This window comes from Acinetobacter calcoaceticus, assembly GCF_051947995.1.
GTDB lineage: Bacteria > Pseudomonadota > Gammaproteobacteria > Pseudomonadales > Moraxellaceae > Acinetobacter.
In genome coordinates, this window is sequence record NZ_JBLVVH010000011.1 from 66297 (window position 1) to 92603 (window position 26307).

A 26307-nucleotide genomic window follows, 5' to 3' on the forward strand; every position below is an offset into this window, starting at 1 on the left:
AACAAAAGTAGATTTATAGGTTTTTAATAAAATGAAAATTAGTGAAAATTGGTTACGTACCTGGGTCAATCCAGCAATTGATAGCGAGACATTATCTGATCAGTTAACCATGCTTGGTCTGGAAGTGGATGAGTTGGCGCCTGTGGCGAAACCCTTTACCGGTGTGGTTGTGGGTGAAGTACTCACGGTTGAGCAGCATCCAGATGCGGATCGTTTACGTGTGACCACGGTGAATATTGGTTCAGGTGAGCCATTACAAATCGTTTGTGGTGCACCGAATGTCCGCGTGGGCATGAAAGCGCCTGTTGCCACTGTTGGGGCGGTATTACCCGGTGATTTTAAAATTAAAAAAGGCAAACTGCGTGGTGTTGAATCACATGGCATGTTATGCGGCGCTTCTGAAATTGATTTAGAAGACAAGATTGACGGTTTATTGGAATTACCCGCTGATGCGCCAGTGGGCATCAATATCCGTGAATATTTAAAACTTGATGACAATGTGATTGATATCAGTATTACCCCAAACCGTGGTGACTGTTTCAGTATCCGTGGTATTGCACGTGAAATTGCAGTCATTAATCAGTTAAAGATGAATGAGCCTGAAATTCAGTCAGTTGCTGCGACCATCACTGATGAAAAAGCGGTGACGATCACGACTGAAGGTACGCCACGTTATTTGGGGCGTATTGTTAAAAATGTCAATGTCAAAGCAGCAACACCAGACTGGATGGAGCAGGCATTAGCACGTTCAGGAATTCGTACACATAGCATTCTGGTGGATATCACTAACTATGTATTACTTGAGTTAGGTCAACCGATGCATGCTTTTGATCTGGCGAAAATCGAAGGTCCAATTCAGGTTCGTCAAGCGCAGCCTAAAGAAAAAGTGATGTTGCTTAATGATCAGGAAGTTGAGCTGCAAGATGACATCATGGTGATTGCTGATGATCAGAAAGCCTTGGCCATTGCCGGTATCATGGGCGGTCTGGACTCATCGGTAACCGATGATACACAAGATATCTTCCTTGAAAGCGCTTTCTTTGCGCCGTTAGCAATTGCCGGTCGTGCACGTCGTTTTGGCTTGCATACCGATTCATCTCAACGTTATGAACGTGGGGTTGATTTTGAACTGCCAATGATTGCCATGCACCGTGCTTCTGAATTGATTCAGGCCTTTGCTGGCGGTGAATTTGGCCCGATCACGATTGCTGAGCAAGCGGCTTTATTGCCAAAACGTGAAGCGATTGTATTGCAACAGGCGCAAGTTGATCAGTTACTTGGATATCAAGTAGCGGGTGATTTTATTGTTGATGCATTAACGCGTCTGGGTTGTGTTGTAACCGCAATTGCTGAAGGTGAGTGGAGTGTGGTCCCACCTTCACATCGTTATGATATGGCGATTTATCAAGACTTGATTGAAGAAGTGGTACGTATTGATGGTTATGACAATATTCAAATCAGTTTGCCAAAAATTGATGTCAAGTTAGAGAAATATCAAGACCGTTTTGAAATTGCGCAATTACGTCAAACGATTGCAACATTGGGCTATCAAGAAGCGATCAGCTTTAGCTTTGCCGATGCAAAACTGGAAAAACAGCTGAATCCAGCGGTACAGCCATTGATGCTGGCAAACCCGATTTCAAGTGATCTGGCTGCGATGCGCAGTACCTTGCTATCAAGCTTGATTCCTTGTGTACAGTACAACCTAAACCGTCAACAGCCACGTGTACGTTTCTTTGAGTTAGGTTTGCGTTTTGACTATCAGAATGCACAAAGTATTCATGATCTGAAACAGATCCCGACATTGGCCTTGATTGCGGTTGGTTCACGTGTACCAGAGTCTTGGCATGCAAAACCTCAGGCCATGGATTTCTTTGACTTTAAAGGTGAAGTTGAAGAGATTCTGGCAGCAGGCCGTATTGGTGTTGAGTTTGCCCGTAGTGAACGCGCATGGCTACACCCAGGCCAGTCTGCGGAAATTTTAGTGGCTGGGCAGTCGATTGGTTATCTCGGTCGTTTACATCCATCTTTGGAAAGTGAACTCGATTTGGGTACAACTTGGGTGGCAGAACTAGATCAGCAGGCAGTTTTGCAATCTTATGTATCTAATTTTACAGAATTATCACGTTTTCCATCGGTTAGACGTGATATTGCGCTTTTAATCTCTGATAATATTGAGGTAAGAGATATTCAGCGGTTAATTGAGCAAACTGGTGGAGAGTTACTCGACTCGACATGGTTGTTCGATGTGTATACGGGGCAAGGGGTTGAACAAGGCAAACGCTCTCTCGCTTTTGCAGTGTTATGGCAACATCCAACTCGTACGCTTGAAGATGCTGAAATTAAATCTGGTATGGATAACATTATTCAAGTGTTGGAAGACACTTACCAAGCGACATTGAGGGCCTCATGACAGCATTAACAAAAGCAGATATGGCGGACCATTTAAGTGAGCTGACTAGCTTAAATCGCCGCGAAGCAAAACAAATGGTCGAGTTATTTTTTGACGAAATCAGCCAGGCATTGATTGCGGGTGAACAGGTCAAACTTTCTGGGTTCGGTAATTTTGAGTTGCGTGACAAACGTGAACGTCCAGGACGTAATCCAAAGACTGGTGAAGAGATTCCGATCTCTGCCCGTCGCGTGGTAACGTTCCGAGCGGGTCAGAAATTTAGACAACGTGTTGGAAATGAGCAGATCGATTGATCTGCTTTTTTTATCTTTGTGTTTTATGTGTACTTTGCAATATTCAGGCATAAAAAAAGAGAACCGTAAGGTTCTCTTTTTTCGATAATCTAAAACTAGATTATTGTGCAGCAGAAGCTGGAGCAGAAGCAGCAGCTGGAGCAGCTTCAGAAGCAGCAGTAGCTTCAACAGCAGCAGTAGTCGCTTCAGAAGCAGCAACAGTCGCTTCAGAAGCAGCAGCTACAGCTTCAGAAGCAGCAGCGTTAGCGTCAGCAGCTGGAGCTTCTTTCTTAGAGCAACCAACGAAAGCTAAAGTAGTAGCAATAGCAGCAACAACAGCGAATTTTTTGAATAACATGGCATCACTCTCATAAATTTGTGAGATTAAAAAAAACCTTAAGTTAGTCTGTTTGTGCTTTTATTATTCCTAAACGCTTTAGGTAACAACGCAGGGAGCAGCCTAACTGGTCTGAGGCTATCCTATCAAAGCAATTCATGAATTACTACTGTTCTGTCCAACAAAACGACAAAAATGGGCAAAATTTGGCTGTTTTTTGATAGAAAATAACTATGAACTATAAATTTTAAATCGGTAAGTTGCGGAAATTAAATAAGTTATTTTATAAATATATAATTAAATCAATGAAATAGTGTTTTTGGTAACTTTTTTAAAGAAATGTAAATATTATGTAAGTATGTCAACCAAATAAAAAAAGCTACCATTAAGGTAGCTTTTTATCAGACTTTAGGTCGATGCTTTTCGTTTCATTTGATCAAAGAAATCATCATTCGTCTTGGTTTCTTTCATGCGATCCAAGAGGAATTCCATTGCAGCAAGCTCGTCCATTGGGTGAAGGAGCTTACGTAGAATCCAGACTTTACGCAGATTTTCTTCACTCATGAGTCGTTCTTCACGGCGGGTACCCGATTTCTTGATATTCATTGCAGGGAATACGCGTTTCTCTGCAATGCGGCGATCCAAGGTGATCTCTTGGTTACCCGTACCTTTGAATTCTTCGTAGATCACGTCATCCATCTTACTGCCTGTTTCAATCAAAGCAGTTGAGATAATGGTGAGTGAGCCACCTTCTTCAATATTACGTGCCGCACCAAAGAAACGTTTTGGACGTTCTAATGCATGCGCATCCACACCACCGGTTAATACTTTACCTGAGGATGGAATCACGGTGTTGTATGCACGGGCAAGACGGGTAATCGAATCCAGCAGAATCACCACATCTTTTTTATGCTCAACCAGACGCTTGGCCTTTTCAATCACCATTTCAGCAACTTGAACATGGCGGGCAGGGGCCTCATCGAAGGTCGATGCCACTACCTCACCACGAACAGTACGTTCCATCTCGGTGACTTCTTCCGGACGTTCGTCAATCAGAAGCACGATCAAGAACACTTCAGGATTGTTGCGGACAATGGATTGCGCGATATTTTGCAATAGCATTGTTTTACCGGCTTTCGGCGGTGCAACAATGATTGAACGCTGGCCTTTACCAATCGGTGCAACCAGATCGACTACACGTGCTGTCAAATCTTCGGTTGTACCATTACCCAACTCCATTACTAACTGTTCTGTCGGGAAGAGGGGAGTTAAGTTTTCAAATAAAATTTTATTACGTGAGTTTTCAGGGGTGTCGTAGTTAATCTGGTTAACTTTTAATAGGGCAAAATAACGTTCACCTTCTTTTGGTGGACGAATTGTACCGGTAATGGTGTCACCCGTACGTAAGTTAAAGCGACGGATCTGTGATGGACTGACATAGATGTCATCTGGTCCAGCTAAATATGAACCAGCCGCAGAGCGTAGGAAGCCAAAACCATCAGAAAGAATTTCGAGAACACCATCACCAAAGATTTCTTCGCCATTCATGGCATGGCGTTTTAAAATGGCAAAAATAATATCTTGTTTACGGTTACGTGCCATGCCTTCAAGGCCCATAAACTCCGCAATTTTAATGAGTTCGCCAATGGGTTTTTTCTTGAGTTCAGTTAAGTTCATAAGTGGTCAGACAGAATGGAATAAGTGGAGGACTACGTTAGGGAAAGAATAAAAATCGACCGCATACATACATGCTGATGTAATTGTATTTACACAACCACAATTCAGTAGTCTGGTTCATTGTTTCAGAGAGAAATGTGAAAACAATTGTTTATTGCCGAGCGGCGATCTTATGTTTTGTGTCTTGTAAGAAGCGCAATGAAGTAGATTCCATTCAAAGCTTCTTGATCTAGAAATATAGATGAAATCAGGGGATTTGTCAATTTTTAACTCGAAATACACGATTCATCTAATCATGTATTTCGAGTACTGACAACTGAACAGTTGTATCAGATGTTTTGGTCAATAAAAGCGGCAAGTTTTGAACGAGGGGCTGCACCCACTTGTTGAGCAACAACTTCACCATCTTTAAACATCAATAATGCTGGAATATTACGGATATTGTATTTCACCGCAGTATCTTCACATGAAGTGACATCAACTTTAACGATTTTTACTTTTCCTGCATATTCATTAGACAGATCTTCAAGAACAGGTGCAATTGCTTTACATGGTGCACACCAGCCAGCCCAGAAATCAACAAGTACAGGCGTTTCAGCATCTAGAACATCTGCTTGGAAGTTTTCATCAGTGGTATTAACAATAGTCGCAGACATAAGGTTGCTCCAAATTTAAGGAATAAAGTGCGAATTAGCTCATCATCACGATGAATATTACATTGCTACTTTACTCAATGTAAGGGTTTGTTCTGATTATTCAAGTTTGAAAAGGAAAAGTCTAATGGATGCTGACGATGTCGATCATCGACTTCTACAATGATTTATGCATGAAAAGCAGAAATAGCTCACTTTTATTGATGAAAATGACTTTAAAATTGTAAGCATGTGAATTACTCTAATGCGTGAATTGAGCATGGGTTTATATGAATAATGTCTGATTTTCTGATTGATGAAGAGTTACTTGCTGCGATTGATATGGGATCGAACAGTTTCCATCTTGCAATTGCTCGTGTTGATCATGGTGAAGTTAAGAAAGTCGCTTCAATGTCAGAAAAAGTACAGTTAGCAGCTGGGCTTGATGAAAATAAGAATTTAACAGAAGCAGCACAACAGCGCGGACTGGCATGTCTAGCCCGTTTTGTCGGACGTTTAAGTTCGGTACAACCGAATCGTTTAAGAATTGTCGCGACCAATGCCTTAAGACAGGCAAAAAATGGTCATGAATTTATCCAGAAAGCTGCAGAAATTTTACCCAAACCGATTGAAATCATTGCCGGTCGTGAAGAAGCGCGTCTGATTTACTTGGGTGTTTCACATACCATGGCCAATGGTGGTCGTCGTCTGGTGGTGGATATTGGTGGTGGGTCAACTGAATTTATTATTGGCGAGGAGTTTGAGCCACTGCATACCGAATCTTTACAGATGGGATGTGTGGCGTATAGCAAAACCTATTTCGCTGACGGCGAGATTAGCAGCAAAGCATTTGATAAAGCGGTTGTTGCAGCACGTAAAGAAATGTCAGGTATTGCCAATACCTATAAATCTGTCGGCTGGGACACGGTTGTTGGTTCGAGTGGAACGATCAAGGCTTGTCGCCAGATTGCAGTTAATCTCGGTTTAAGTGATGAGCAGGAAAACCTGACCCGGGATGGCCTTTATAAGTTAAAAGATCGTTTACTGAAATTTAAACATATCTCTGAAATTGATTTCGAAGGTTTACGTGAAGACCGTCGAGCAGTTTTGCCAGCTGGGCTTGCGATTTTATTCGCCATTTTCGAAGTTTTAGATATCGACAAATTGGCATATTCTGACGGTGCGTTACGTGAAGGGGTCATGTATGACTTACTGGGGCGTTTCAAACATGAAGACATTCGTGACCGTAGTGTGCAAGCCTTAATGGGCCGTTACAATGCCGATCCAAAACAGGCCGAGCGTGTTGTCAATACCGCTCAGCAATTGTTTGATGGGGTGGCACAGGCACTGAATTTAACTACAGAAGACAGTGACTTACTGCGTCGTGCTGCTTATTTGCATGAAATTGGTCTGGCAATTAGTCATGCGGGTTATCATCGTCATGGTGCTTATTTATTGCAGCATTCGGATATCCCAGGCTTCTCGCAAATTGATCAAAACCATTTGTCTCATCTGGTTTCACATCATCGCCGCAAGTTACGCGCAGATGCAAAAAATGACGTTTTAAAGGTCGGTGGTAACCATTTACTTGATCTCTGTTTATTGCTTCGTCTGGCGGTTTTGCTGAACCATAGTCGTAGTGATCAGATGCTTCCTGCCATTGAACTGAGTGTTGTAAATGATCAACAATGGCAACTAAGCGTATCTGGCGATGCTAAACAATGGCCTTTATTGGTTGCTGACCTGCATGATGAACAAGTGCAGTTTAAGCATTGGGACATTGAGTTAAATATTCAGTCAGACAAATTTGTTGATTAACCATATTATTATGGACCATTCTTGACTTATGAAAAATAAAGCGACTCAGTCCAAGGCTTGGGCTACGGTTCAAATTGCACGACATCCTGAACGTCCGCAATTTCTAGATTATGTCAGTGAAATCTTTACTGAATTTGATGCACTTCATGGTGACCGTTTATTTGGTGATGACGGTGCCATGATTGGTGGTCTGGCACGCTTTGACGGACAGCCCGTGATGGTGGTGGGTCAACATCGTGGTCGCAGTACCCGTGAAAAGTTACAACACAACTTCGGTATGTGTAACCCGGAAGGCTATCGTAAATCACAGCGTTTACTGGATATGGCTGAGCGTTTCAATTTACCTGTCTTTACTTTTGTGGATACCATGGGTGCTTATCCGGGTGTCGGGGCAGAAGAACGTGGTCAGGCTGAAGCGATTGCAACCAGCTTAGCGCAACTTTCAAGCTTAAAAGTTCCTGTCATTGCCACTGTACTAGGTGAAGGCGGTTCAGGTGGTGCCTTGGGTATTGGTGTGGCTGATCGTGTGATTATGCTGTCGCACAGTATTTATTCCGTGATTTCACCTGAAGGTTGTGCCTCTATTTTGTGGAAAACTGCTGACAAAGCGGCGCAAGCAAGTGAGGCACTGGCTTTAACCGCAGACAAGCTGAAAGCTTTGGGTATTGTGGAATATGTGGTGGATGAAGGTGAGGGTGCACATTTGCAACCTGAAAAAGTCATGCATGATTTGAAAGATGTGTTAAAACAAGCACTAGATGAATTGCAACCGATGGATGCCCAGGAACGATGCGACGCACGTTATCAACGTTTAATGAAGTTTGGCAGCAGCAATTTAGGCATCGCGTCTTAGCACAAACACAGCATTTTTCTGAACAAACCCGATTCCTGATTGGGTGTAGCGGCGGCATGGATTCCATGCTGTTGCTGTATCTGATGGCTGAAATATTTCCACATCGAGTTCGTGCCATTTATGTTGATCATCAACTACAAACAATGAGTGCTGAATGGGGCCGTGTTGTTCTGCAGCAGTCAGATGCCTTAAATATCCCGTATATTATTCAACAAGTAGATGTTGCGACAGGCAATTTGGAACAGCAAGCGCGCCAAGCGCGTTATCAAGCTTATCAGCAGCATTTACAGTCCAATGAAATTCTTGTTTTAGCCCATCATCAGCAAGATCAGGCTGAAACGCTGTTATTGCGTTTATTTTCTGGGGCAGGAGTCACTGGACTCGCTGCTATGCAACAGCTCGATATCCGAGAGGATATGACCATCTGGCGACCATTCTTGGATTTGAGTCGGGAACAGATTGAGCAATGGTCACAACAACTGGCCTTGGACTATGTTACCGATCCTACCAATCACGATACCCATTATGATCGGGCATGGTGTCGGGAACAATTATGGCCGATGCTAGAACAGCGCTTCCCTAAAATGCAGGCCGCTGTGGCACGCAGCAGTTATCTGATGCAAGATGCTGCGGAAATCCTCAATGATGTATTGAAGCAAGACTGGCAAGATTGCGCAACAGATCGTGAACTGGATTTATCCCAACTGGCTCAACTCTCAACTGCGCGACAACGGCAGCTATTATCCGCCTGGATTAAAGGCACAGATCAATATCGTCCAAGTTACGCTATGGTGCAGCGCCTGCAAAATGAGGTCATTCTGGCCAAAGCTGATGCACAGGCAAGCTTGCATATTCACCCGCATTATTATGTGCGCTATCAGAAAAAATTATATCGTTTAAGCCATGATGAACTGTATGCGCAACAGCAGATGTCGGTTGCCAATGTCGTATTACAACACTATGCAATTGGGCAAACTGTCGAGGTCGCGGCTGGACAATTCAAGATTGAAACTCAAAAAATTGGTCTTTCATCTCGGCTTTTAGGACGAGAGTTAACGTTGCTTAAACGACAGGGGGGGGAAAAAATTCATCTTTATGGCCGTGTTGGACATTGGCCTTTGAAAAAAGCCATTCAGGAAGCACAGATTTTGCCTTGGTTACGTCATACAATTCAAATATTAGTCGTGGATAATGTTATGCTTGGGGTTTTTAGCCCAAAAGGTTTTTGGTTGGCGCAATCTGAGTATGTAGAGCAAGGTGGTTGGCAACCAAGTTTAATTTCTGACTGTACTTTTCAACAGTCTTTTTGATATGACGAGTAGGACATGGCGACAGCATTGAATAAAAATATTTGTTTTATTGGCGGCGGTAATATGGCCCAGGCCTTGATTGGTGGCTTACTTTCTCGTGGATTACCTACGACACGCATTACCGTTTCTGATCCTGTAGAGCAAATTCGTCACGTATTGGAAGAAAAAGGAATTCAGACCACGACTGAGAATGTTGAAGCAATCAAGCATGCCGATGTTGTGGTATTAGCAGTAAAACCGCAAGTACTGGCAACGGTATTACAACCATTAAAAGGCCTATTGTCAGATAAACTGGTAATCTCGATTATTGCAGGGGCTGAAATTCAGACCATTTCAGATTTGATCGGCGGCAGTCAGCGTATTGTTCGTGTTATGCCGAATACGCCAGCGCTGGTGCAGACGGGTGCACATGGGATTTATGCGCCTGTAGCAGTTGATGCACAAGACCGTGAATTGACCAGTCAGATTCTTGCAGCGACAGGTTTGACCCTCTGGGTAGAAAATGAAGCACAGATTGATGCAGTAACTGCAGTATCGGGTTCTGGTCCTGCATATTTCTTCTATTTGATGGAAAGCATGATTCGCGCTGGTAAAAATCTGGGACTGGATGAAAAGGTTGCAACTGCATTAACCTTGCAAACCGCATTAGGTGCGGCACAAATGGCAATTACCAGTTCAAATTCTCCCGCAGAATTACGTAAAAATGTGACCTCTCCCAACGGCACAACCCAAGCAGCTTTAGAGGTGTTTGACCGTGCCCAGATTTCACAAAATATTCAAGCAGCGCTTGCAGCAGCTCAGAAGCGTAGCCAAGAGCTTGCACAAGAGCTGAGTGACAAGACTAAATCGGTTTAAGTAGGATAAGACAATTATGGGTGCAAGTTCTGCGCTAATTTTTGGTGTTTTGATCAATGTTGCAATTTTATTGGTCTTTTTCCGTTTTTTAATGCAATTGGCGGCAGTGAGTCCATACAATCCCGTGGTGCTTTCGACAGTGAAAGCAACCAAGATTGTAGATATTTTTAGTCGTATTTTTCCAACAGTGGGTAAAGGCCGTGTCAATTTGGCGGCAGTGGCGTTGTTGGTGGTGCTGTATTTACTGAAAATGTTTGGTTTGATGTATTTATCAGGGCAGATGCCACACAGCGCAGTGTATTTGGTCATCACAACATTTGTGACCATGATTCAGGACTTGATCCGTTTCTGTCGTTATTTGATTTTTGCCACCATCATTTTGAGTTGGGTGGTGATGTTCACCCAGTCACGCTCGCCTTATATTGAAGTAATTCAGGAGCTGGCTGAGCCTTTGCTTGCACCTTTCCGTCGTATATTACCGAATATGGGGATGATTGACCTTTCTCCAATTCTGGCATTTCTGGCACTTTATGTGGCTGAAATCCTGATGAATGAAGCGGCTAAAGTTCTGTTAACGGGCCTTTAAGCAGGTTTGATTCAATAAAAAAATGGGCGTCATGCCCATTTTTTTATTTCTTGATCAAGCGTTGTCGTATGGCCTGATTTAAGGGATTGGAAAAGTAGCGCGCAATCAATGCACCTAATCCAATGGCGAGGATAAGATAGAGCAATAATAACACCAGTTTAATATTACCCTCGGTCAGTGCCGGGGTATAAAACAGTTTGAAAAAGCCTAAAATAATTAAATGGAATAAATAAATTTCATAACTGTTCTTACCAATCTCTTGCAGCCACTTAAAGCGCTGAACCTGTATAACTTGCTCATTTGCGACATTCGCAAGAATGACGATTGCTGTTGCCAGTGCAAATAGACTGATTCCCCAGATACAGTTTTCTTTAATCGGGGCAGAAAAGTAGATGATGAACATGGTTACAATGGCTATATATTTCAGGCCTGACCAAGTGTGGGCTTGTAGTTTCAGGTACGGTGCCAGTAGTGCTGCTATACAACCAAAAGCAATCCCGTCGAAACTAGAGAAATAATGATAGAGGTATGCGCCACTTTCTTCACCATAGTGCAAAGATCTAAAATAGGGTGCAAATAGAATTAAGGCGAAACACACCAATAGAAAGTAGGGTTTTCTCTTAAAGAGCACGGCTGTCAGCGGAAACAGCAAATAAAAGACTTCTTCCACAGATAATGACCATAACACGCCAAGCGCATAGTTGACCCAGCCATTTTCGATAATCAGCAGATTCATCCAGAAGGTCAGAGCCGCCAGATTGACGGTGGATTGAGCCACCACGATGCCGTTTGGAGCTTGTGTCATAAAAGGCTTGAGCTCAAACGCACCAAGAAGATTGACCACACAGATCAGCAGAATCAGGGTCGGCATGATGCGTGCAAATCGTGATATATAAAAATCCCGCATATTGATCTGCTGCAATGCTCCCCAACGCTTGATGGTATGGGAGGTGATGAGATAGCCCGAGATCACGAAAAACATGGTGACGCCATAATTGCCATTGCGGGCTAAAAGCGTGGTGATGTTTTCGCCAAAAATCTGGAAGTTGATGGAGGTATCAAACAGTTTGTAAGGAATATTGAAGTGATGCAGTAACACCAGAAAGATTGAAATACAGCGTAATGAATCAATAGAGTGAAAACGCTTAAATTGGACTTGATTAAAGGACATATTGCATTCCTTTCTCCTATACGAATTAATTTTTATCAGATATTCTTTATTTTAAGTTTTCTTGTAGCGCAGGGGAGTTTATCCCCTGTCTGCAAGAAACATTTTGTTTTTCGTGTGTGTGGATGGCTTAGTGCGCAGCATCCCAGTTTAGACCCTGTCCGACTTCCACCACAAATGGCACTGAAATTTCCAATACCGATTGCATCACTTCAGCAATTTGTTTGGAAAGCTCATCGGCGATTGCCACATCTGCTTCAAACACAAGTTCATCGTGGACCTGTAATAACAGTTTGGCCTGATCTTTCGGTAGCATTTTATCGACGGCGATCATGGCCAGCTTAATAATATCTGCCGCACTGCCTTGTAACGGGGCATTGATTGCTGCACGTTCAGCCGCCTGTTTGATCATCTTGTTGCTCGCCATAATGTCAGGCGTATACAAACGTCGACCTAAAATGGTTTCCACAAAGCCTTGCTCACGTGCGATCTGGCGGGTACGTTCCATATAATCCAGTACGCCTGGGTAGCGTTGGAAGTAACGCGCGATATAGCTACGCGATTCTTCACGGCTAAAGCCAAGCTGACGGGTTAAACCGAATTCAGACATCCCATAGAGTAGACCGAAGTTGACCGCTTTGGCCTGACGGCGTTGGTCATTAGTGACATCTTCAATATCAATACCTAGTACTTCGGAAGCGGTACGACGGTGTACGTCCTGACCTTGCTGGAAAGCATGCACCAACGCATCATCTTGCGAGAAATGCGCCATCAAACGTAATTCGATTTGCGAATAATCGGCAGCGAGTAACACGCGACCTTCAGGTGCAATAAAAGCTTTACGGATCTGACGACCAATCGGAGTACGGATTGGAATGTTTTGCAGGTTTGGATCGGTTGAAGACAAACGACCTGTCGCGGTCAAGGCTTGGTGATAGCTGGTATGGACACGATGGGTTGAGTCGTGCGACTGCTCAATCAGGCGATCCGTATAGGTATTTTTGAGTTTCGCCAAACCGCGATGTTCCAAGATCACTTCAGCCAAAGGATGTTCAATTTTCTCAAGGATACTTTCGCTGGTGCTGTATTGACCGGTTGCCGTCTTCTTGCCACCTTTAAGTCCAAGCTTTTCAAACAGCACTTCACCAACCTGTTTTGGTGATGCGACATTAAAGGCTTCACCTGCCAGTTCGGCTGCCTGCGCTTCAAGGGTCTGAATGGTTTCAGAAAACTCCACGCTGAGCTGATCAAGGAAGGCGTGATCCAGTTTAATCCCATCTTCTTCCATACCCGTGAGCACGCGTGCAACAGGCATCTCAATGTTATGTAGAATATTCACCAGTTCAGGATGGGCTTTTAGTTTTGCTGCGAGCACTTCATATAAACGATAGGTAACATGCGCATCTTCCGCCGCATAATGCGCTGCTACTTCAAGCTCAATCTGGTTAAAGGTTTTCTGTTTGGCGCCTTTACCGGCAATCTGTTCAAAAGTCGTAGTCAAATGGCTGAGATAAAGACGTGCAACATCATCCATGCCATGTCGTGTGGCTGCCGCATTCAATACATAAGACGCCAGCATGGTATCGAAATACCAGCCTTGAATGGTGATACCGTGATTGGCAAAGATATGTGCATCATATTTTAGATGATGACCAATTTTCTTGACCTGATCATTTTCAAGAATCGGTTTGATCTGGGCCAGAAGCTGTTCACGATTCAGTTGTTCTGGTGCCCCTTCATAATCATGGGCAACCGGAACATAGTATGCATCATTGGCATCAAAGGCGACCGAGAACCCGACCAGCTCAGCAAAGCGGTAGTCTAGATTGGTAGTTTCAGTATCAATCGCAAAATGATCTGCTTGCTGCATACGTTGCAATAATGCATCCCAATCCTGCTGGCTTAGCACGGTATGGTAGGTCGCTGTACCCAGTTGATCATCCTGACTCGACAGACTGGCATGATCTTCAATCACCACCTGTTCAGTCTTTTGTTCCGCTTTGGCAATACTTTGTGCAGCCTGTTGATAAGCAGGGCTATTCGGGTTGTTGGGATGATCCAGCGACTGTAACTGGTTACGGAATTCAAGCTCGGTATACAGGTGACGTAACTGATCTACATTTGGATTGGTGAGTTTCAGGTCATGCCAATCTAAAGCCAGATCAAGATCACAAACAATACTTGCCAATTGATGGTCAATCTTGATGTTGTCTAGATTATCTTTAATGTTCTGGCTGATTTTGCCTTTCAACTGATCGGCATTGGCAATGATATTGCTCAAGGTGCCGTATTCATTTAACAACTTGGCCGCTGTTTTTGCACCAACACCCGGCACCCCCATGATGCCGTCAGATGCATCACCCATCAGGGTCAGGTAATCAATGATCTGGTTGGGATGGACCCCAAATTTCTCGAAAACCCCCGCTTCATCTAAAACACGTTCTTTGAAGCTGTCTTCCAGTTTGACGTGTTCATTGACCAGCTGTGCCATGTCCTTGTCACCGGTCGAAATCAGGACATGATGACCTTCCGAAAGCGCACGTTTGGTAAGGGTACCAATAATGTCATCTGCTTCCGCACCAGGAAGACTATACAACGGAATACCCTGTGCTCTGATTAATGCATGTAGATAAGGAATTTGCTGAGACAATTCCTCAGGCATGCTTGGTCGATCACCTTTATAGATCGGTGATAACTTATGGCGGAAAGTCGGTTCCGGCGTATCGAAAATCACTGCCATATGAGTCGGTTGGGTACGACGCATCAATTTCTGGATTGCTGAAATTGCACCACGTATTGCATTGGTATGTAAGCCAGTAGACGTCGTTAATGGCGGTAAAGCGTGAAAAGCACGAAATAAGAAATAAGACCCGTCAACCAAGACAAAAGGTGGCATTGCGCAAATCCTAATTATAAATTAGTCGGTATTTTACGTGAAAAAGCGGTGGCTGTCTTATCTGAACGTGGATGAGTACGGCTGGATTTGTCGTTTAAGATTTGCAGTATTTTGTATGTGAAAATACCTGCTTATGCAGTGATCAAGTAAGATACCAGCAATGAAGCTGTCATAATTGATATAAGTCTATGTATAAAAAAGACAAACAGGGAATAGTCGTTGTCCTGATTGCTTTGACGGTGTTGCTGGCTTGTGCGGTTGCATTCAAATGGCATGCAACTGCTATTGCCGCGACGATCGGGCTGACCGTTGTTATTGTGCACATTCTGTCTGAGATTCATCAGCGTTTGCTACAACTTGAACAAGCAAGCGTCAAAGGTTTTGTGCCAGATACAGGGATGGGTGTCCAGAAAATTGTGATTTATAGCGCGGCATTGGTGGCCCTGTTTGCCTATGCGAATACTTGGATGTGGCTGGCGGGTGGTGCTTTATTGGTGTTGCTGTTGTGCCTGATCCAAACCATCAGTGCATTTCAGACCCGTTTATTGCATCTGGAACAGCATGTGATTCAACACCATCAGATTCAGGTCGAGCGCGCCGCTCAAGCCCAGTCAACTCCGCTGGATCAGCAGCTTGAACACACAACTACAGCTTCTTCTATTCCTCTTGACCCCGTGCTGCATCCAGCATGGATGCAGCAAACAACTGAATCCGTTGCAGCACCAGGTGGGCAGACTTCGACGCCAGTGACTCAAGCCACTAAGCCGAATACACCAAGTTGGTGGCAGCCCGCACTGGACTGGATTATACACGGCAATCCGATTCTGCGTGTCGCTGTCGCGGTACTCATGGTAGGTGTGGTTTTACTCTTACGTTTTGCCAGCGAACATTGGCAACTCAGTCTGGGTGTGAAACTGGGCTTTATTGCCAGTGCCGGTATCGCGACGACTGTGGCGGGGTATTGGCTGCAACAGAAAAATCAGCTCTTTGCTGTAGCGTTGCAAGGCGTCGGGCTGGCAGTCGTGTTCCTGACCTTGATTTTCTCTCATCATTTTGCCGTGATTGCCAGCTTAACCACGGCCAGTATTTTATTTGTGATTTTATTATCAGCGACGGTTTATCTGAGTTTAAAGCAACACGCCCTGTATTTGGCCATGTTGGCCTTGACCATGGCTTATCTTGCACCGTTGGTGATTCCACAAAATCATCCGGATGTGATTTTCCTGTTTGGCTATTACTTTGTCATTAACTTGGCAGTGGCAGCATTGAATTTTATTCAACCTTGGAAAATCCTGCATCAGATTGCGTTCTTTGCCACCATGTTTATTGGTGGTTCTAGCATCGGGGTGTATGCCAAGACGTCGCAGTTCGATACTTTGGATGTGATCCTGTGGTTGCATATCGCTTTATTTATCTGGCTCAGTATCCGTTATAGCCAGTTAATGCTACGCGCTCAAAACCAGCAACCAACCGATCAGTCATCTGAGCGCTTACAGCCGATTCTGGATGTCGGCCTGATCTTTAGTGTGCCTGTGCTGGGCTTTTCCTTGCATGCTTATTTAATGCATAACTCGACCTCAGCACTGACATGGGGAGCAGTTGCACTTGCCGCGACTTACATTGCCTTAAATCTCTGGATTAAACGCCAGTATCCGCAACTTTCAATTTTAGCCAAAAGCTTTTTTATCCTTGCGGTGGTATTCGTTGCATTAATTTTCCCACTGGCCAAAGGGGCGCACTGGACCTCAACCGGCTGGGTGATTCAGGGCACGGCATTAATCGTTTGGGGTGTCACCGAGCGTTATCGTTTAAGTCGTTATGTGGGCGTCGCACTGGTCTTGCTCAGTTCGGTAGCACTGCTGTTTCAGGTCTGGTCAAATGATCATTTCCCGATTTTAAGCACCTCGATTTTTGCTTTAGCGCAATTTATTTCGGCTTTTTACTTGTTGCATTATCAGGAAGTCGAAAAATATTTCAGTGCGCGCATGCTCAGCGGCGTGTTTTTAGCACTTGGTTTATATTCTGGAGCGATTGCTGCGGTTGAATTGATGCAATGGCAACAACATGGGCTGAGTCCATATCTCGCGGTCGCAGCTATCTTGCTAGCTTTGTTTAGTCTGGCCGTACAGCTTAAATCTCGATTGCAATGGGGCAGTGTACAGCTCATCTTGTTGACTGGCTTATTAGCATTGCTCTACGCGGAAAGTTTTGCTCAAAATGTGTATTCGGTTTGGCATTGGTCGAGTAGCTTAAACCAGCTCAGCTTTGCTGTAGCGTCGATTGCCATGACCTTGATCCTGATGTTCTTGAGTTCTCACAGATCTAAAGCATCGCTCATGCTGTGGTCGGCTTTGCTCTGGCTTAGTCTTGCTAGTATTGGATTGGCTATTTTTCCAATCATGCCGCTTGTTGCAATTGCGATTGTCCCTGCGGTTTATAGTCTTTGGCAATTTATATCGAAGAACACCCAATTGCTGCATCAGGTTCCGATCTGGTGCTTAACCCTGTTCTGGTTGGTATTGGTCAGTCTGGATCCTTATTCTGCGCAGCAATATTATGTACTACCGCTATTTAACCTGACCGATATTCTGTCTTTATTGATGTTTTTTAGCTTGATCTGGATGATTTATCATCATGACTTTAGCGCAGAGCGTTCGATAGAATGGGGTTTTAAAGTCACCACGATTTTGATTGGGCTATTGGTGCTGAGTAGTGTGGTGGTGCGTGCCATGCATCATTATTTGGGGGCGCCATTTTGGGGGACAGCAATCTGGTCGAATGGTGATGTGCAACTCAGTTTGACGCTGCTATGGGTGATTCTGGCGTTTATCCTGATGACCTTTTCTAGTCGCCGTCATATTCGTCAAATCTGGTTTGTCGGTGCGGCTTTATTGGGCATTGTGGTGTTGAAGCTCCTGTTATTGGACTTATCGCAAAGTGGCACTTTAACCCGTGTGATTTCGTTTATTGGTTCGGGTGCGGTAATGCTGGTGATTGCTTATTTGGCACCGTTGCCACCTGCGCTAAGTGAAACAGAGAAAGAAAGCTAATTATCTTTCTTTCTGGTCTTTTTTTAGTTCTTTCTGATTGGCATATTGATCGATTTCATCATTTTCCAAGGGTAGAGGCCGATCAATCAGACCCATCTTCGGTACTGGAATTTCGATCTCATTTTCCAGAAAGCCATTACGAATCCGTTCCTGCATTTCATCGCGGACTTTGAGTGAGTTTTCCTGACGGCACCACACTGCAAATAACAGCTCAATGGAAGACTCCCTGAACGCCGTTACCGTCACTGTCGCTTTCGGGTCATCCATGACCAGTGGATATTTCGCTGCAACATCTAACAAGACTTGGCGAACTTTGATGATATCTTCATGGAAGTTAATCGCCAGCGTAATCGGGATCCGCCGTATCGGATATTTGGATAAGTTCATCACCGGCGTTCGAATCAGCTGTTCGTTCGGCAAGCGAATATAAACATTATCCAGCGTCAAAAGTTTGACTGAGAGTAAGTCAATCGAAATGACTTCACCTTCAATGGTTTGCCCCCGAATCAAGGTAATCTGAATGGTATCGCCGACTTCAAAGGAACCTTCGCCAATCAGGAACAAACCGCTGATCAAGTTGGTTGCTGAAGTCTGAGAGGCGAAACCGAGTGCCACCGTCAAGATCCCCGCTGCACCGAGAAAGACACTGAGTTTAAAACCCGCTTCCCTTAAACTGGTCATGATGAACAGTAAGAAAATAAAGTAAAAAATACCTCGACGCCATAATAAGCGTTGATGGGCATTAAAACGGCTGCCAATGGTGCGGATAAAGGCATTGGACACCAGTCGCGCAATCAGGAAGCCAATAAAACATAAAATAATGGCGACCACGATTTCGCTGAGACGCTCAAAATTAATGTTGGTAAATACACTGGTCAGGCTACCAGCAACGTCTTTTGGAATATTTGAATTCGGCATGGCACCCCCTTAGAAAAATGAATCAAACATATTGAATAAGGTGCTACCTGGAGCTCGAGGGGGATGTACATAGGTGACTTCACCTGCCTGAGTCGGGGTTTTGTTTTCGATGCGAATACGTGCCGGATGGTCGGTTCCTTCGTAATAGACCTTGATTTGCGAGGTCCATAAGCGTCCTGTACTTTCACTATAGAATAATGGCAGGGCAGGCACCGGCACATTCATACGGTCAAAGCGCAATTGATGATGACTGGTATTGTGAAACTCAATCGGAGTCACGGCTCGGAAAGCACGGGGTTTCAGTAGGTTCAAATCGATACGGCCGTCGACTGAAGTGGCGTAGCAAATCTCACCATTTTGTGGGTCTTTACCAAACCAGGTGTCTTTGGGTTGAATCACGGGAATATCAAAAAGCGGTTCAGAAAGACCGTCCACCAGACCAGCGATCCACAACGGTGTGCTGATATATAAGGTTCCGCGCTGACCCGCTGGAATATAAATCGGATCTACAGGACGAATCACCACCGAACGATCAGCTAGTCGTGGCATTAAATGAAAGGTGCTATTGGTTTTATGAAACATGTAGCGTTCAATTTTTGCTGGGGGTGGCATGGCAAATTCAATATCGTTCAATATTCGCCATTGTTGTTCGTAGTCATACTGAAATTGAGGGCGATGATATTCCAGACGCCATTCTTTGATGCCACGAGTCAGACGAAAGAGCAATGAACCGAATTGCCAAGCTTTGGCCTGTTGAAGTTCGAATTGTTGTTCACCCCACCATTTCAAAGTATTGGAAGGCGGTGCTTCAAATTGATTATTTTGAGACAAGATGCAAAATTCCTTTGTGAGTATGCTAAACAGACTTCACGCTGTAATCTGCTTAGAGTACACTCAATACTTTCTCTTATCATTATTTGTGTGATGCAAATACTTAAACAAATACAAATTCCTTATAGTTTTGCGAAGCGACATGGCGTTTTATTGCGCTATGAAGGTGATCAAATTTTTATTGTACGACGCAAGGACACTGCGCGTATTGCGTTGCAGGAAGCGCGTCGAATTCTGGGGAAATCTGCTCACGATCAATTGTGTAGTGATCAGGAATTTCATGCCTTACTCAGTTCCAGTTATGCGGGGGATACCGGCGAGTCGCAACAGGTTGCGGCAGGGCTGGAAGACCATCCCGATTTATTGAGCCTGGCCGATCAGGTACCTGAAGCTGAAGACCTGATGGATCAGGAAGATGATGCACCGATTGTGCGCTTAATTAACGCCTTATTATCAGAAGCGATTCGGGTCAGCGCCTCGGATATTCATATCGAAGCCTTTGAGAAAAAACTGTCAGTACGTTTGCGTGTTGATGGTCAATTGCGTGAGATCGTTCAGCCACGTCGTGAACTGGCACCGCTGTTGGTATCTCGGATCAAGGTCATGGCAAAACTGGATATTGCCGAAAAGCGAGTCCCGCAAGATGGCCGTATTTCATTACGTCTGGCTGGACGTGAAGTAGATGTCCGTGTTTCGACCTTACCTTCTTCACATGGCGAGCGTGTGGTGATGCGTTTGCTGGACAAGCAGGCGGGGCGTCTCAACATGACCCATTTGGGCTTGATGAAAAATGACTACGAGCGCTTAACTCAACTGGTCCATCGCCCACATGGCATTATTCTGGTGACCGGCCCAACCGGTTCGGGTAAAACCACGACCTTGTATGCGGCCTTATCTGATCTGAATGACAATACCCGTAATATCCTGACTGCCGAAGATCCAATTGAATATCAACTGGAAGGAATTGGACAGACGCAGGTCAATACCAAAGTGGACATGACCTTTGCGCGTGCCTTGAAGGCAATGTTGCGTCAGGACCCTGATGTGGTGATGGTCGGTGAGATTCGTGATCTGGAAACTGCTGAAATTGCAGTTCAAGCATCTTTGACTGGTCACTTGGTGCTGTCTACCCTGCATACCAATACCGCAATTGGGGCAGTAACTCGTTTAAAGGATATGGGGATCGAGCCATTCCTCTTGGCCAGTTCTTTAATTGGGGTGATTGCCCAACGTCTGGTGCGTACTCTATGTCCGCATTGTGTCACATGGCGAGCGGCAGATGCTTTTGAGCGTCAGGTTTTTCAGCATCTTAAAGCCGATGAAGCGATGCAACTGCCTGAACCGGAGGGTTGCGAAAAGTGTTCACATGTAGGCTTTAGCGGTCGAACGGCTATTTATGAAATCGTGCCAGTCGATGAGTCGATGCGCCGTTTGATTCATGGCAATGCGGCTGAGTATGAACTGGAAAATCATGCGCGCCGTCATGCTGCATCCATCCGTGATGATGGTTTATTAAAAGTCCTAGCAGGTAAAACCACATTGGAAGAAGTACTTCGTGTCACCAATGAAGCTGCGGAAGAGTAAATTTAAGCTTTTAAATAAAAAAACAGCATGCAGATCGCATGCTGTTTTTTTATGGTCGATCAAATTATGCAGCAGTCACGATATTAAAATTCACATCAATATTGTTGCGGGTTGCATTTGAATACGGGCAAACGATATGTGCAGCAGCAACCAGTTGTTCTGCTTCCGCTTGTTCCATACCGAGCAGATATACATTTAAAGTAACTTCGATCCCAAAACCTGTTGGAATGGGGCCAATACCGACCTCACCTTCTACATAGGCATCTTTGCTGATATTGAACTTATCGCGGTTAGCAACAAACTTCATTGCTCCCAAGAAACAGGCTGAATAGCCGGCAGCAAACAGTTGCTCCGGGTTGGTGACTTCGCCACCTGCACCACCCATTTCTTTAGGTACGCCGAGTTTTACATCCAAGACACCGTCAGAAGAGATTGCACGACCATCTCGACCGCCTGTTGCTTTTGCTTTTGCACGATAGACCACTTTTTCTAATGACATGATAATTATCCCTGAATATTATTGAATGCAATTTGATCGTACTGGAACTAAATTAAAATACAAGTCAGCAAACGTTGTTGATCTTGCCATCTTTAGTCGCGGGATCTGTAGGGGAATAGAATTTCTTGCAGCCGCTTTGGTATTTCATAGACAAGGATATTTTTAAGTTTTACCACTTTATCTTGAATAAAAATAAGCACTCATCAGTCGACGAATAAAGATTCGCTCTTCTGGAAATCATAAATGAATCTGTGAGCGGGCTTTATGGATGGCCAAAAAAGCATAAGTACCGAGACTTATGCCTATATTGGAAAATAGGGTGATTGAGCTGTTACCAGAGATCGGCAATTTTTTTCATGAGACGGGCGCGATAACGTGCTGTCGGGTTACTAAGATTATTTTGTGCTTCAAGTTCAAAATGTTGCTGCCAGGCTTTGATCATTTCCAGCGTGGTACCTTTTTGCTTAATCACGGCAACATCTTCACGTTGAATATTATCCAGACGTTGACGGGCACCTTCTGCACCGGTTCCCCAGCCAATAATCCATTGACCAAACGCATTCAAGGATAAGTTCTGTGGGGTGGATAATATTATTGATGAAGTCGCCGTTTCCTCAATATTTGCATCAACTGTGGTTGCATGAAGTGATGCTGTGGTCCCCAAAAAAAACAAAGCAGCGATAAATCTAAACATGAATAAAGCTTAATAAGAATCAGTTGATGATGTTACATCATGCCTATCCCAAAATCATTCGACTTTGTTCGATCATGATCAAATAAATTGTATTAAATCATGAATCTAGAAAAGCCACATTGATAAAAATTGAACAATACGGTCAGTACATGTGCTGTTGCTGTTATTTTGTACAAAACCGTCATTGAAAATCTTGCGATTATGGCATTTTTAATAATTAATTAATTTGCGATGTTGCATCAGTGGCATAGAAGTACGTATAGCATTTTGTTCTTCAAGATCAAATGTACTGGTGATGAGACCATGACCTTCAGTCTCGATCATTTGAAGTAACTGCCCGCGACTATCGGTAATCCCGGCGTGACCCCAGGTTTGACGTTTTTCACCATGCCAGCCTTGCTGGGCAGCACCTAAAACATAACATTGGCTATCCATGGCCCGCGCTTGCAGTAGTAACTGCCAATGCATTTGACCCGTTGTATAGGTAAATGCAGCAGGGGCGGTTAACATATTGGCACCTTGCTGGCGCAGGGTTAAAGCCAGTTCAGGAAAGCGCAAGTCATAGCAGACCATCAGACCGATGTTACCAAAAGGTGTTTTGGCTACAACCACCTGATCACCCGGTTCAAAGAATTTGGATTCCTGATATCCGCCCACTGCGTCACTGACTTGCACATCAAACAAGTGAATCTTGTCGTAGCGTGCTTCGGTACCTTCAGGACTGATACATAAACTGACTGTTCGAACCCGACCATCCTGAATAATTGACCCATCTGGACGGAAAGGACATGGCAGCGTGCCTGCAATTATCCAGATCTGATAGCGATGTGCCAGTTGTTCCAGTCGTTTTTGAATACTTTCGAATTGGGCCGCAGTTTCACGCTGTTTACCCGCAGCAAAGCAGACAAAGTTTTCAGGAAAAACGATGAGCTCGGTAGCCTGAGCTTTACTCTGTTGAATTAATGATTCAATGATATCGAAATTGGCTTCGATATCATTTTGGGAGTTCATTTGTGCAACAGAAAGTAAAGTCATATAGGCGCCGCGATATCAGGTTTAATGATCAAGCGTTTTGTTTATGTGCATCGAGATTGAGGCAATCTTGTTCTTTTTGCAATTGTTTAACCAGAGGTTCAAACATATTCTGGTTGTTTTCGTTTAAACGCATCAACGTTTTATGTGCATCGAGCACGGTATTGAGCATGGCACTATGGGTGACATGTTCATCAGTCAGCTCCAAAGTACATACGCTCGGATCGCCGCAGTAATTTAAAATCACAAATACCTGCCCAAGCCCCATACTGTTGGCTAAGGTCGTAATATCCGGATTTGTTGACAGCATGACTGCTTGGATCTGATGAACTTGCTTTAGCTTTAAACCTAGTTTTGCCAGAATGCCTAAAACGGTACTGTCAATAAACGTGGTTTCAGTTAAGTCAACGATTGCACCAACAACATTTTGCTGTTGTTCAATTCGGTTGAGCAGTTTGTCTAGACTTATACAAGAGTGAGCACGCACTTCGCCAATAAGCTTGAAAATATGCGTTCCGTTCAAACTTGCATATTCAACATGACCTGTTGACATATAAATGCCATTTTCAGAGAAAGGATATAAAATTATCCCATAGTGATATTCCAGACACAAGTGGGTGGATGCCTGGATTTGGTTAAGCTTATGATATTTAAATTAATTCATTCGGCGAAGGCTGAGTATGGCAATGTCATCCGCGACATGATCCGGTGCTTTAAAGGCATCATTTTGCAGGTGTTCGACCAGTTGATTAAACTGATCATTCAGGCCACCATCGAAAGGTTCAAGCGCACCATCCGAACACACAATGAACCGTGCCTGAGGGCTTAATACACAGCGATGTTCCTCAACTTCCAGTTCTTCCGTGAGCCCTAGAGGAAAGCTGCTCGTGGTTAAAATTTGAGGAGGCTGGTTAGGTTCAAAAATGATCGGAGGCGGGTAGTGTCCTGCACTTGACCAGCGTACTTCATGGGTCGCCAGATTTAAAATACCAGCAACCATGGTGATGTGCTTTTCAATATTTTCTTGCACCAACATGGCATTGAGTTTCTGAATCAGTTGTCCTGGCGTTTTTGAGCGTCCATGAAAGGCGGCCATCCACGAGGTTAATAAACTGCTAGTGACGCCATGGCCTGACACATCAGCTAAATAGAATAGTACTTCTTCATCATTCAAACGCCAGTAATCATACCAGTCGCCCGAAAGGTAAGCCGAAGGCTGAAAGAAAGATTCAAACTGGTAGTTCGGAAGCTCAATCGGGTTGGGCAACAAACGTTTCTGTAATTCGGCTGCCGAAGGTAAGTCACGGCTATCCTGATTACGCTTATATTGCGCGTCGATCTTGAATAAGGAATGGATTGGATTTTTAGGTAAACTATCCCAAATCCAGCCTGCCAAAGCACCAAGTTCCCATGCCTGCGCCAGCGCTGCACCTTCGTGTTCAAAGGCAAGCACCACGGTAGGTAACTTCCATTGATATTTTAAAAAATCTTGTACGTCGGCAATCGCAATAATGGTTTGATCATACAAATCCAGATCATCAACTTGAATGATCTGCAAACTTGGTAACTCGGTTAAAGCTTGATCTAAACAGGGTATGGCACGTGTGGGTTGAATGAAATACATAGATGAATAGTCAATCCTTTGTATGATCATTTTTGATTCATCATAGATGAAAGATGACCTATAACATAGTATTGCCAGAGTTTAAATTCTCTAACAATACATAAGTTTGTAAAACATTATTTTAATATGATCATTTTTCGTCAGAAGATGAGTCATCAACATCATCAGCATCACCAACAAAAGAGATATCATCCGAGTCGCCACGTTTTTCTGAGATCTGGAAAGCTTTACGTTGTAAGTAGAAGTCACGGATCATGGAATATTTATCACCTTTGAGGCTTTCTTCAATATCCAGAATTTGTGAGCGCGCATCAACGGCTTGCAAGAGATTGGTAGACCAGTAAATACCTTCCTGATCATCCAGTAAATATTTTTGTGGACGTCCAAAACTGTCTGCTGCCAAGCCAAAGCCATCACGGAAAGTACTTGGGCCAAAGAAAGGTAACATTACGTACGGACCAGAAGGTACACCATAATAACCCAGCGTCACGCCAAAGCTTTCTTCTTCTGTATCTAGGCCTAAGCGACGCGCAGGATCAGCAAAACCTAAAGTGGTTAACGTATTTAGCGTAAAACGACCCAAAGTTTTTGCTGCTCGGGTAGGGCGGCCTTGAATCAGCTGGTTAACCGCATTCCATGGCTCACCCAGGTTTTTACGGAACTGACGATAGGGGCTACGTACAGGTTCAGGAACTTTAGCTACATATTGAATCGCAACGGGCTTTAACAAGTTACGGTCTAACATGTCATTAAATGCGTAAATCTGACGATTCAATGGCTGTAAAGGATCTTTTACTGCATCCGGTTGTGCAGCATTGGCATTTACTTTTAAATCATTCTTGGTGAGATGCTTTAAGTCTTTTATAGCTTGAATGGTAGTAACCTTTTGCTCAGGGGTAACCTGTGCTTGTGATGTCGCAGTTTGAGCAGCAGACTCATTGGGCGTCTCTTGCGCAGCCACTGATGAACACGCTCCAGCAGTTAACAACCCAAGCAAGATAAAATTCGAGTAATGCATATAAGTCCTTAATCGCTGTGAGAGCGAAATAATACAGTCATTAAAATGATTGCGTCACTTAACGCAAAACATGGATATCGAGAGTACAGTTTAATTGTTCTTATGGTATTAAAACAAATTCGGTCGAAAAATATAAGAAAAAATGTAATTTTGATCTAAAAATATACACTCGAATAAAAAAGATTGAAAAGGGTGTTGCAACTGATCTGAAATGCTGTAGAATGCACATCCATCGGCGGT

General features: G+C 44.0%; 22 protein-coding genes. 9 read left to right on the top strand and 13 right to left on the bottom strand.

Translation table 11 applies throughout. The annotated features are described in order from the left end of the window. Positions 1-31: 31 nt before the first annotated feature. Positions 32-2413 carry a phenylalanine--tRNA ligase subunit beta gene (pheT, locus tag ACNQO6_RS16495; protein WP_440209687.1) on the top strand — a complete coding sequence of 794 codons (2382 nt, stop codon included), beginning with the start codon at positions 32-34 and terminating at the stop codon, positions 2411-2413. Next, positions 2410-2706, top strand: coding sequence for an integration host factor subunit alpha (locus ACNQO6_RS16500; protein ID WP_000126166.1), 297 nt, complete (start codon positions 2410-2412; stop codon positions 2704-2706). Before pheT ends, ACNQO6_RS16500 begins: the two co-directional genes overlap by 4 nt. Positions 2707-2806: 100 nt before the next feature. Here the strand turns inward: ACNQO6_RS16500 and ACNQO6_RS16505 are convergent, their stop codons facing one another. The 3 genes from ACNQO6_RS16505 to trxA all read right to left on the bottom strand — a co-directional run bounded on the left by ACNQO6_RS16505 (position 2807) and on the right by trxA (position 5355). Further along, positions 2807-3043, bottom strand: coding sequence for a hypothetical protein (locus ACNQO6_RS16505; RefSeq protein ID WP_440209688.1), 237 nt, complete (start codon positions 3041-3043; stop codon positions 2807-2809). Positions 3044-3430: 387 nt separating this feature from the next. Then, positions 3431-4699 (bottom strand): transcription termination factor Rho, encoded by a 1269-nt coding sequence (gene rho / locus ACNQO6_RS16510; protein ID WP_004906752.1) that lies wholly within the window; start codon positions 4697-4699, stop codon positions 3431-3433. A gap of 329 nt (positions 4700-5028) precedes the next feature. Further along, on the bottom strand, positions 5029-5355 hold the full coding sequence (gene trxA, locus ACNQO6_RS16515) for a thioredoxin (RefSeq protein WP_343578856.1): 327 nt from the start codon (positions 5353-5355) through the stop codon (positions 5029-5031). A gap of 273 nt (positions 5356-5628) precedes the next feature. On the opposite strand from trxA, the gene ppx reads away from it, so the two are divergent. From ppx to ACNQO6_RS16540, 5 genes are read left to right on the top strand one after another with little or no spacing between them, the layout of a single operon-like run. Further along, positions 5629-7149: an exopolyphosphatase gene (gene ppx, locus ACNQO6_RS16520; protein WP_343578857.1), complete on the top strand. Its 1521-nt coding sequence runs from the start codon at positions 5629-5631 to the stop codon at positions 7147-7149. Positions 7150-7177: 28 nt separating this feature from the next. Continuing rightward, positions 7178-8002: an acetyl-CoA carboxylase carboxyltransferase subunit alpha gene (locus tag ACNQO6_RS16525; protein WP_005228791.1), complete on the top strand. Its 825-nt coding sequence runs from the start codon at positions 7178-7180 to the stop codon at positions 8000-8002. A gap of 56 nt (positions 8003-8058) precedes the next feature. Next, complete coding sequence (tilS, locus tag ACNQO6_RS16530) at positions 8059-9312, top strand: tRNA lysidine(34) synthetase TilS (protein ID WP_440209699.1); 1254 nt, start codon at positions 8059-8061, stop codon at positions 9310-9312. A gap of 15 nt (positions 9313-9327) precedes the next feature. Continuing rightward, positions 9328-10167: a pyrroline-5-carboxylate reductase gene (gene proC / locus ACNQO6_RS16535; RefSeq protein WP_005228795.1), complete on the top strand. Its 840-nt coding sequence runs from the start codon at positions 9328-9330 to the stop codon at positions 10165-10167. Positions 10168-10183: 16 nt separating this feature from the next. Then, entirely contained in the window at positions 10184-10753 is a 570-nt protein-coding gene (locus ACNQO6_RS16540) for a YggT family protein (protein ID WP_440209689.1), read from the top strand. A gap of 43 nt (positions 10754-10796) precedes the next feature. On the opposite strand, the gene ACNQO6_RS16545 is transcribed toward ACNQO6_RS16540, so the two are convergent. Next, positions 10797-11924, bottom strand: coding sequence for an acyltransferase family protein (locus ACNQO6_RS16545; protein WP_440209690.1), 1128 nt, complete (start codon positions 11922-11924; stop codon positions 10797-10799). Between the two features lie 127 nt (positions 11925-12051). Then, positions 12052-14817, bottom strand: coding sequence for a DNA polymerase I (gene polA / locus ACNQO6_RS16550; RefSeq protein ID WP_440209691.1), 2766 nt, complete (start codon positions 14815-14817; stop codon positions 12052-12054). A 188-nt stretch (positions 14818-15005) separates the two neighbouring features. On the opposite strand from polA, the gene ACNQO6_RS16555 reads away from it, so the two are divergent. After that, positions 15006-17867, top strand: a complete 2862-nt coding sequence (locus ACNQO6_RS16555; protein WP_440209692.1) for a DUF2339 domain-containing protein — start codon at positions 15006-15008, stop codon at positions 17865-17867. Here ACNQO6_RS16555 and ACNQO6_RS16560 read toward each other — a convergent pair whose 3' ends face one another. Next, the gene (locus ACNQO6_RS16560) at positions 17868-18785 is read right to left on the bottom strand and encodes a mechanosensitive ion channel family protein (protein ID WP_005228801.1); all 918 of its coding nucleotides are present in this window, start codon (positions 18783-18785) and stop codon (positions 17868-17870) included. 9 nt (positions 18786-18794) lie between these two features. Then, positions 18795-19616, bottom strand: coding sequence for a hypothetical protein (locus ACNQO6_RS16565; RefSeq protein ID WP_005283463.1), 822 nt, complete (start codon positions 19614-19616; stop codon positions 18795-18797). A 93-nt stretch (positions 19617-19709) separates the two neighbouring features. On the opposite strand from ACNQO6_RS16565, the gene gspE reads away from it, so the two are divergent. Next, positions 19710-21200 (top strand): type II secretion system ATPase GspE, encoded by a 1491-nt coding sequence (gene gspE, locus ACNQO6_RS16570; RefSeq protein ID WP_440209693.1) that lies wholly within the window; start codon positions 19710-19712, stop codon positions 21198-21200. Positions 21201-21264: 64 nt separating this feature from the next. Here the strand turns inward: gspE and ACNQO6_RS16575 are convergent, their stop codons facing one another. From ACNQO6_RS16575 to ACNQO6_RS16600, 6 genes are all read right to left on the bottom strand, one after another. Beyond that, positions 21265-21699: an organic hydroperoxide resistance protein gene (locus tag ACNQO6_RS16575; RefSeq protein WP_440209694.1), complete on the bottom strand. Its 435-nt coding sequence runs from the start codon at positions 21697-21699 to the stop codon at positions 21265-21267. Positions 21700-22030: 331 nt separating this feature from the next. Further along, positions 22031-22393, bottom strand: a complete 363-nt coding sequence (locus ACNQO6_RS16580) for a DUF4951 domain-containing protein (protein ID WP_343578865.1) — start codon at positions 22391-22393, stop codon at positions 22031-22033. A gap of 210 nt (positions 22394-22603) precedes the next feature. After that, entirely contained in the window at positions 22604-23428 is an 825-nt protein-coding gene (locus tag ACNQO6_RS16585; RefSeq protein WP_440209695.1) for a carbon-nitrogen hydrolase family protein, read from the bottom strand. Between the two features lie 28 nt (positions 23429-23456). Continuing rightward, complete coding sequence (gene gigB / locus ACNQO6_RS16590; protein ID WP_004774748.1) at positions 23457-23978, bottom strand: anti-anti-sigma factor GigB; 522 nt, start codon at positions 23976-23978, stop codon at positions 23457-23459. A gap of 102 nt (positions 23979-24080) precedes the next feature. After that, entirely contained in the window at positions 24081-25049 is a 969-nt protein-coding gene (gene gigA / locus ACNQO6_RS16595; RefSeq protein WP_032871171.1) for an RsbU family protein phosphatase GigA, read from the bottom strand. A gap of 130 nt (positions 25050-25179) precedes the next feature. Further along, the gene (locus tag ACNQO6_RS16600; protein WP_440209696.1) at positions 25180-26067 is read right to left on the bottom strand and encodes an MlaA family lipoprotein; all 888 of its coding nucleotides are present in this window, start codon (positions 26065-26067) and stop codon (positions 25180-25182) included. Positions 26068-26307 lie beyond the last annotated feature (240 nt).

What these genes read in the sequence shown, in the direction of transcription:
- ACNQO6_RS16505 (WP_440209688.1), bottom strand. Translation starts at nt 3,043, where the DNA reads ATGTTATTCAAAAAATTCGCTGTTGTTGCTGCTATTGCTACTACTTTA.
- polA (WP_440209691.1), bottom strand. Translation starts at nt 14,817, where the DNA reads ATGCCACCTTTTGTCTTGGTTGACGGGTCTTATTTCTTATTTCGTGCT.
- rho (WP_004906752.1), bottom strand. Translation starts at nt 4,699, where the DNA reads ATGAACTTAACTGAACTCAAGAAAAAACCCATTGGCGAACTCATTAAA.
- ACNQO6_RS16600 (WP_440209696.1), bottom strand. Translation starts at nt 26,067, where the DNA reads ATGCATTACTCGAATTTTATCTTGCTTGGGTTGTTAACTGCTGGAGCG.
- ACNQO6_RS16560 (WP_005228801.1), bottom strand. Translation starts at nt 18,785, where the DNA reads ATGCCGAATTCAAATATTCCAAAAGACGTTGCTGGTAGCCTGACCAGT.
- ACNQO6_RS16500 (WP_000126166.1), top strand. Translation starts at nt 2,410, where the DNA reads ATGACAGCATTAACAAAAGCAGATATGGCGGACCATTTAAGTGAGCTG.
- ACNQO6_RS16585 (WP_440209695.1), bottom strand. Translation starts at nt 23,428, where the DNA reads ATGACTTTACTTTCTGTTGCACAAATGAACTCCCAAAATGATATCGAA.
- ACNQO6_RS16540 (WP_440209689.1), top strand. Translation starts at nt 10,184, where the DNA reads ATGGGTGCAAGTTCTGCGCTAATTTTTGGTGTTTTGATCAATGTTGCA.
- gigA (WP_032871171.1), bottom strand. Translation starts at nt 25,049, where the DNA reads ATGTATTTCATTCAACCCACACGTGCCATACCCTGTTTAGATCAAGCT.
- tilS (WP_440209699.1), top strand. Translation starts at nt 8,059, where the DNA reads ATGGATTCCATGCTGTTGCTGTATCTGATGGCTGAAATATTTCCACAT.
- ACNQO6_RS16545 (WP_440209690.1), bottom strand. Translation starts at nt 11,924, where the DNA reads ATGTCCTTTAATCAAGTCCAATTTAAGCGTTTTCACTCTATTGATTCA.
- proC (WP_005228795.1), top strand. Translation starts at nt 9,328, where the DNA reads ATGGCGACAGCATTGAATAAAAATATTTGTTTTATTGGCGGCGGTAAT.
- gspE (WP_440209693.1), top strand. Translation starts at nt 19,710, where the DNA reads ATGCAAATACTTAAACAAATACAAATTCCTTATAGTTTTGCGAAGCGA.
- pheT (WP_440209687.1), top strand. Translation starts at nt 32, where the DNA reads ATGAAAATTAGTGAAAATTGGTTACGTACCTGGGTCAATCCAGCAATT.
- ACNQO6_RS16555 (WP_440209692.1), top strand. Translation starts at nt 15,006, where the DNA reads ATGTATAAAAAAGACAAACAGGGAATAGTCGTTGTCCTGATTGCTTTG.
- trxA (WP_343578856.1), bottom strand. Translation starts at nt 5,355, where the DNA reads ATGTCTGCGACTATTGTTAATACCACTGATGAAAACTTCCAAGCAGAT.
- ACNQO6_RS16580 (WP_343578865.1), bottom strand. Translation starts at nt 22,393, where the DNA reads ATGTTTAGATTTATCGCTGCTTTGTTTTTTTTGGGGACCACAGCATCA.
- ACNQO6_RS16525 (WP_005228791.1), top strand. Translation starts at nt 7,178, where the DNA reads ATGAAAAATAAAGCGACTCAGTCCAAGGCTTGGGCTACGGTTCAAATT.
- ppx (WP_343578857.1), top strand. Translation starts at nt 5,629, where the DNA reads ATGTCTGATTTTCTGATTGATGAAGAGTTACTTGCTGCGATTGATATG.
- gigB (WP_004774748.1), bottom strand. Translation starts at nt 23,978, where the DNA reads ATGTCAACAGGTCATGTTGAATATGCAAGTTTGAACGGAACGCATATT.
- ACNQO6_RS16575 (WP_440209694.1), bottom strand. Translation starts at nt 21,699, where the DNA reads ATGTCATTAGAAAAAGTGGTCTATCGTGCAAAAGCAAAAGCAACAGGC.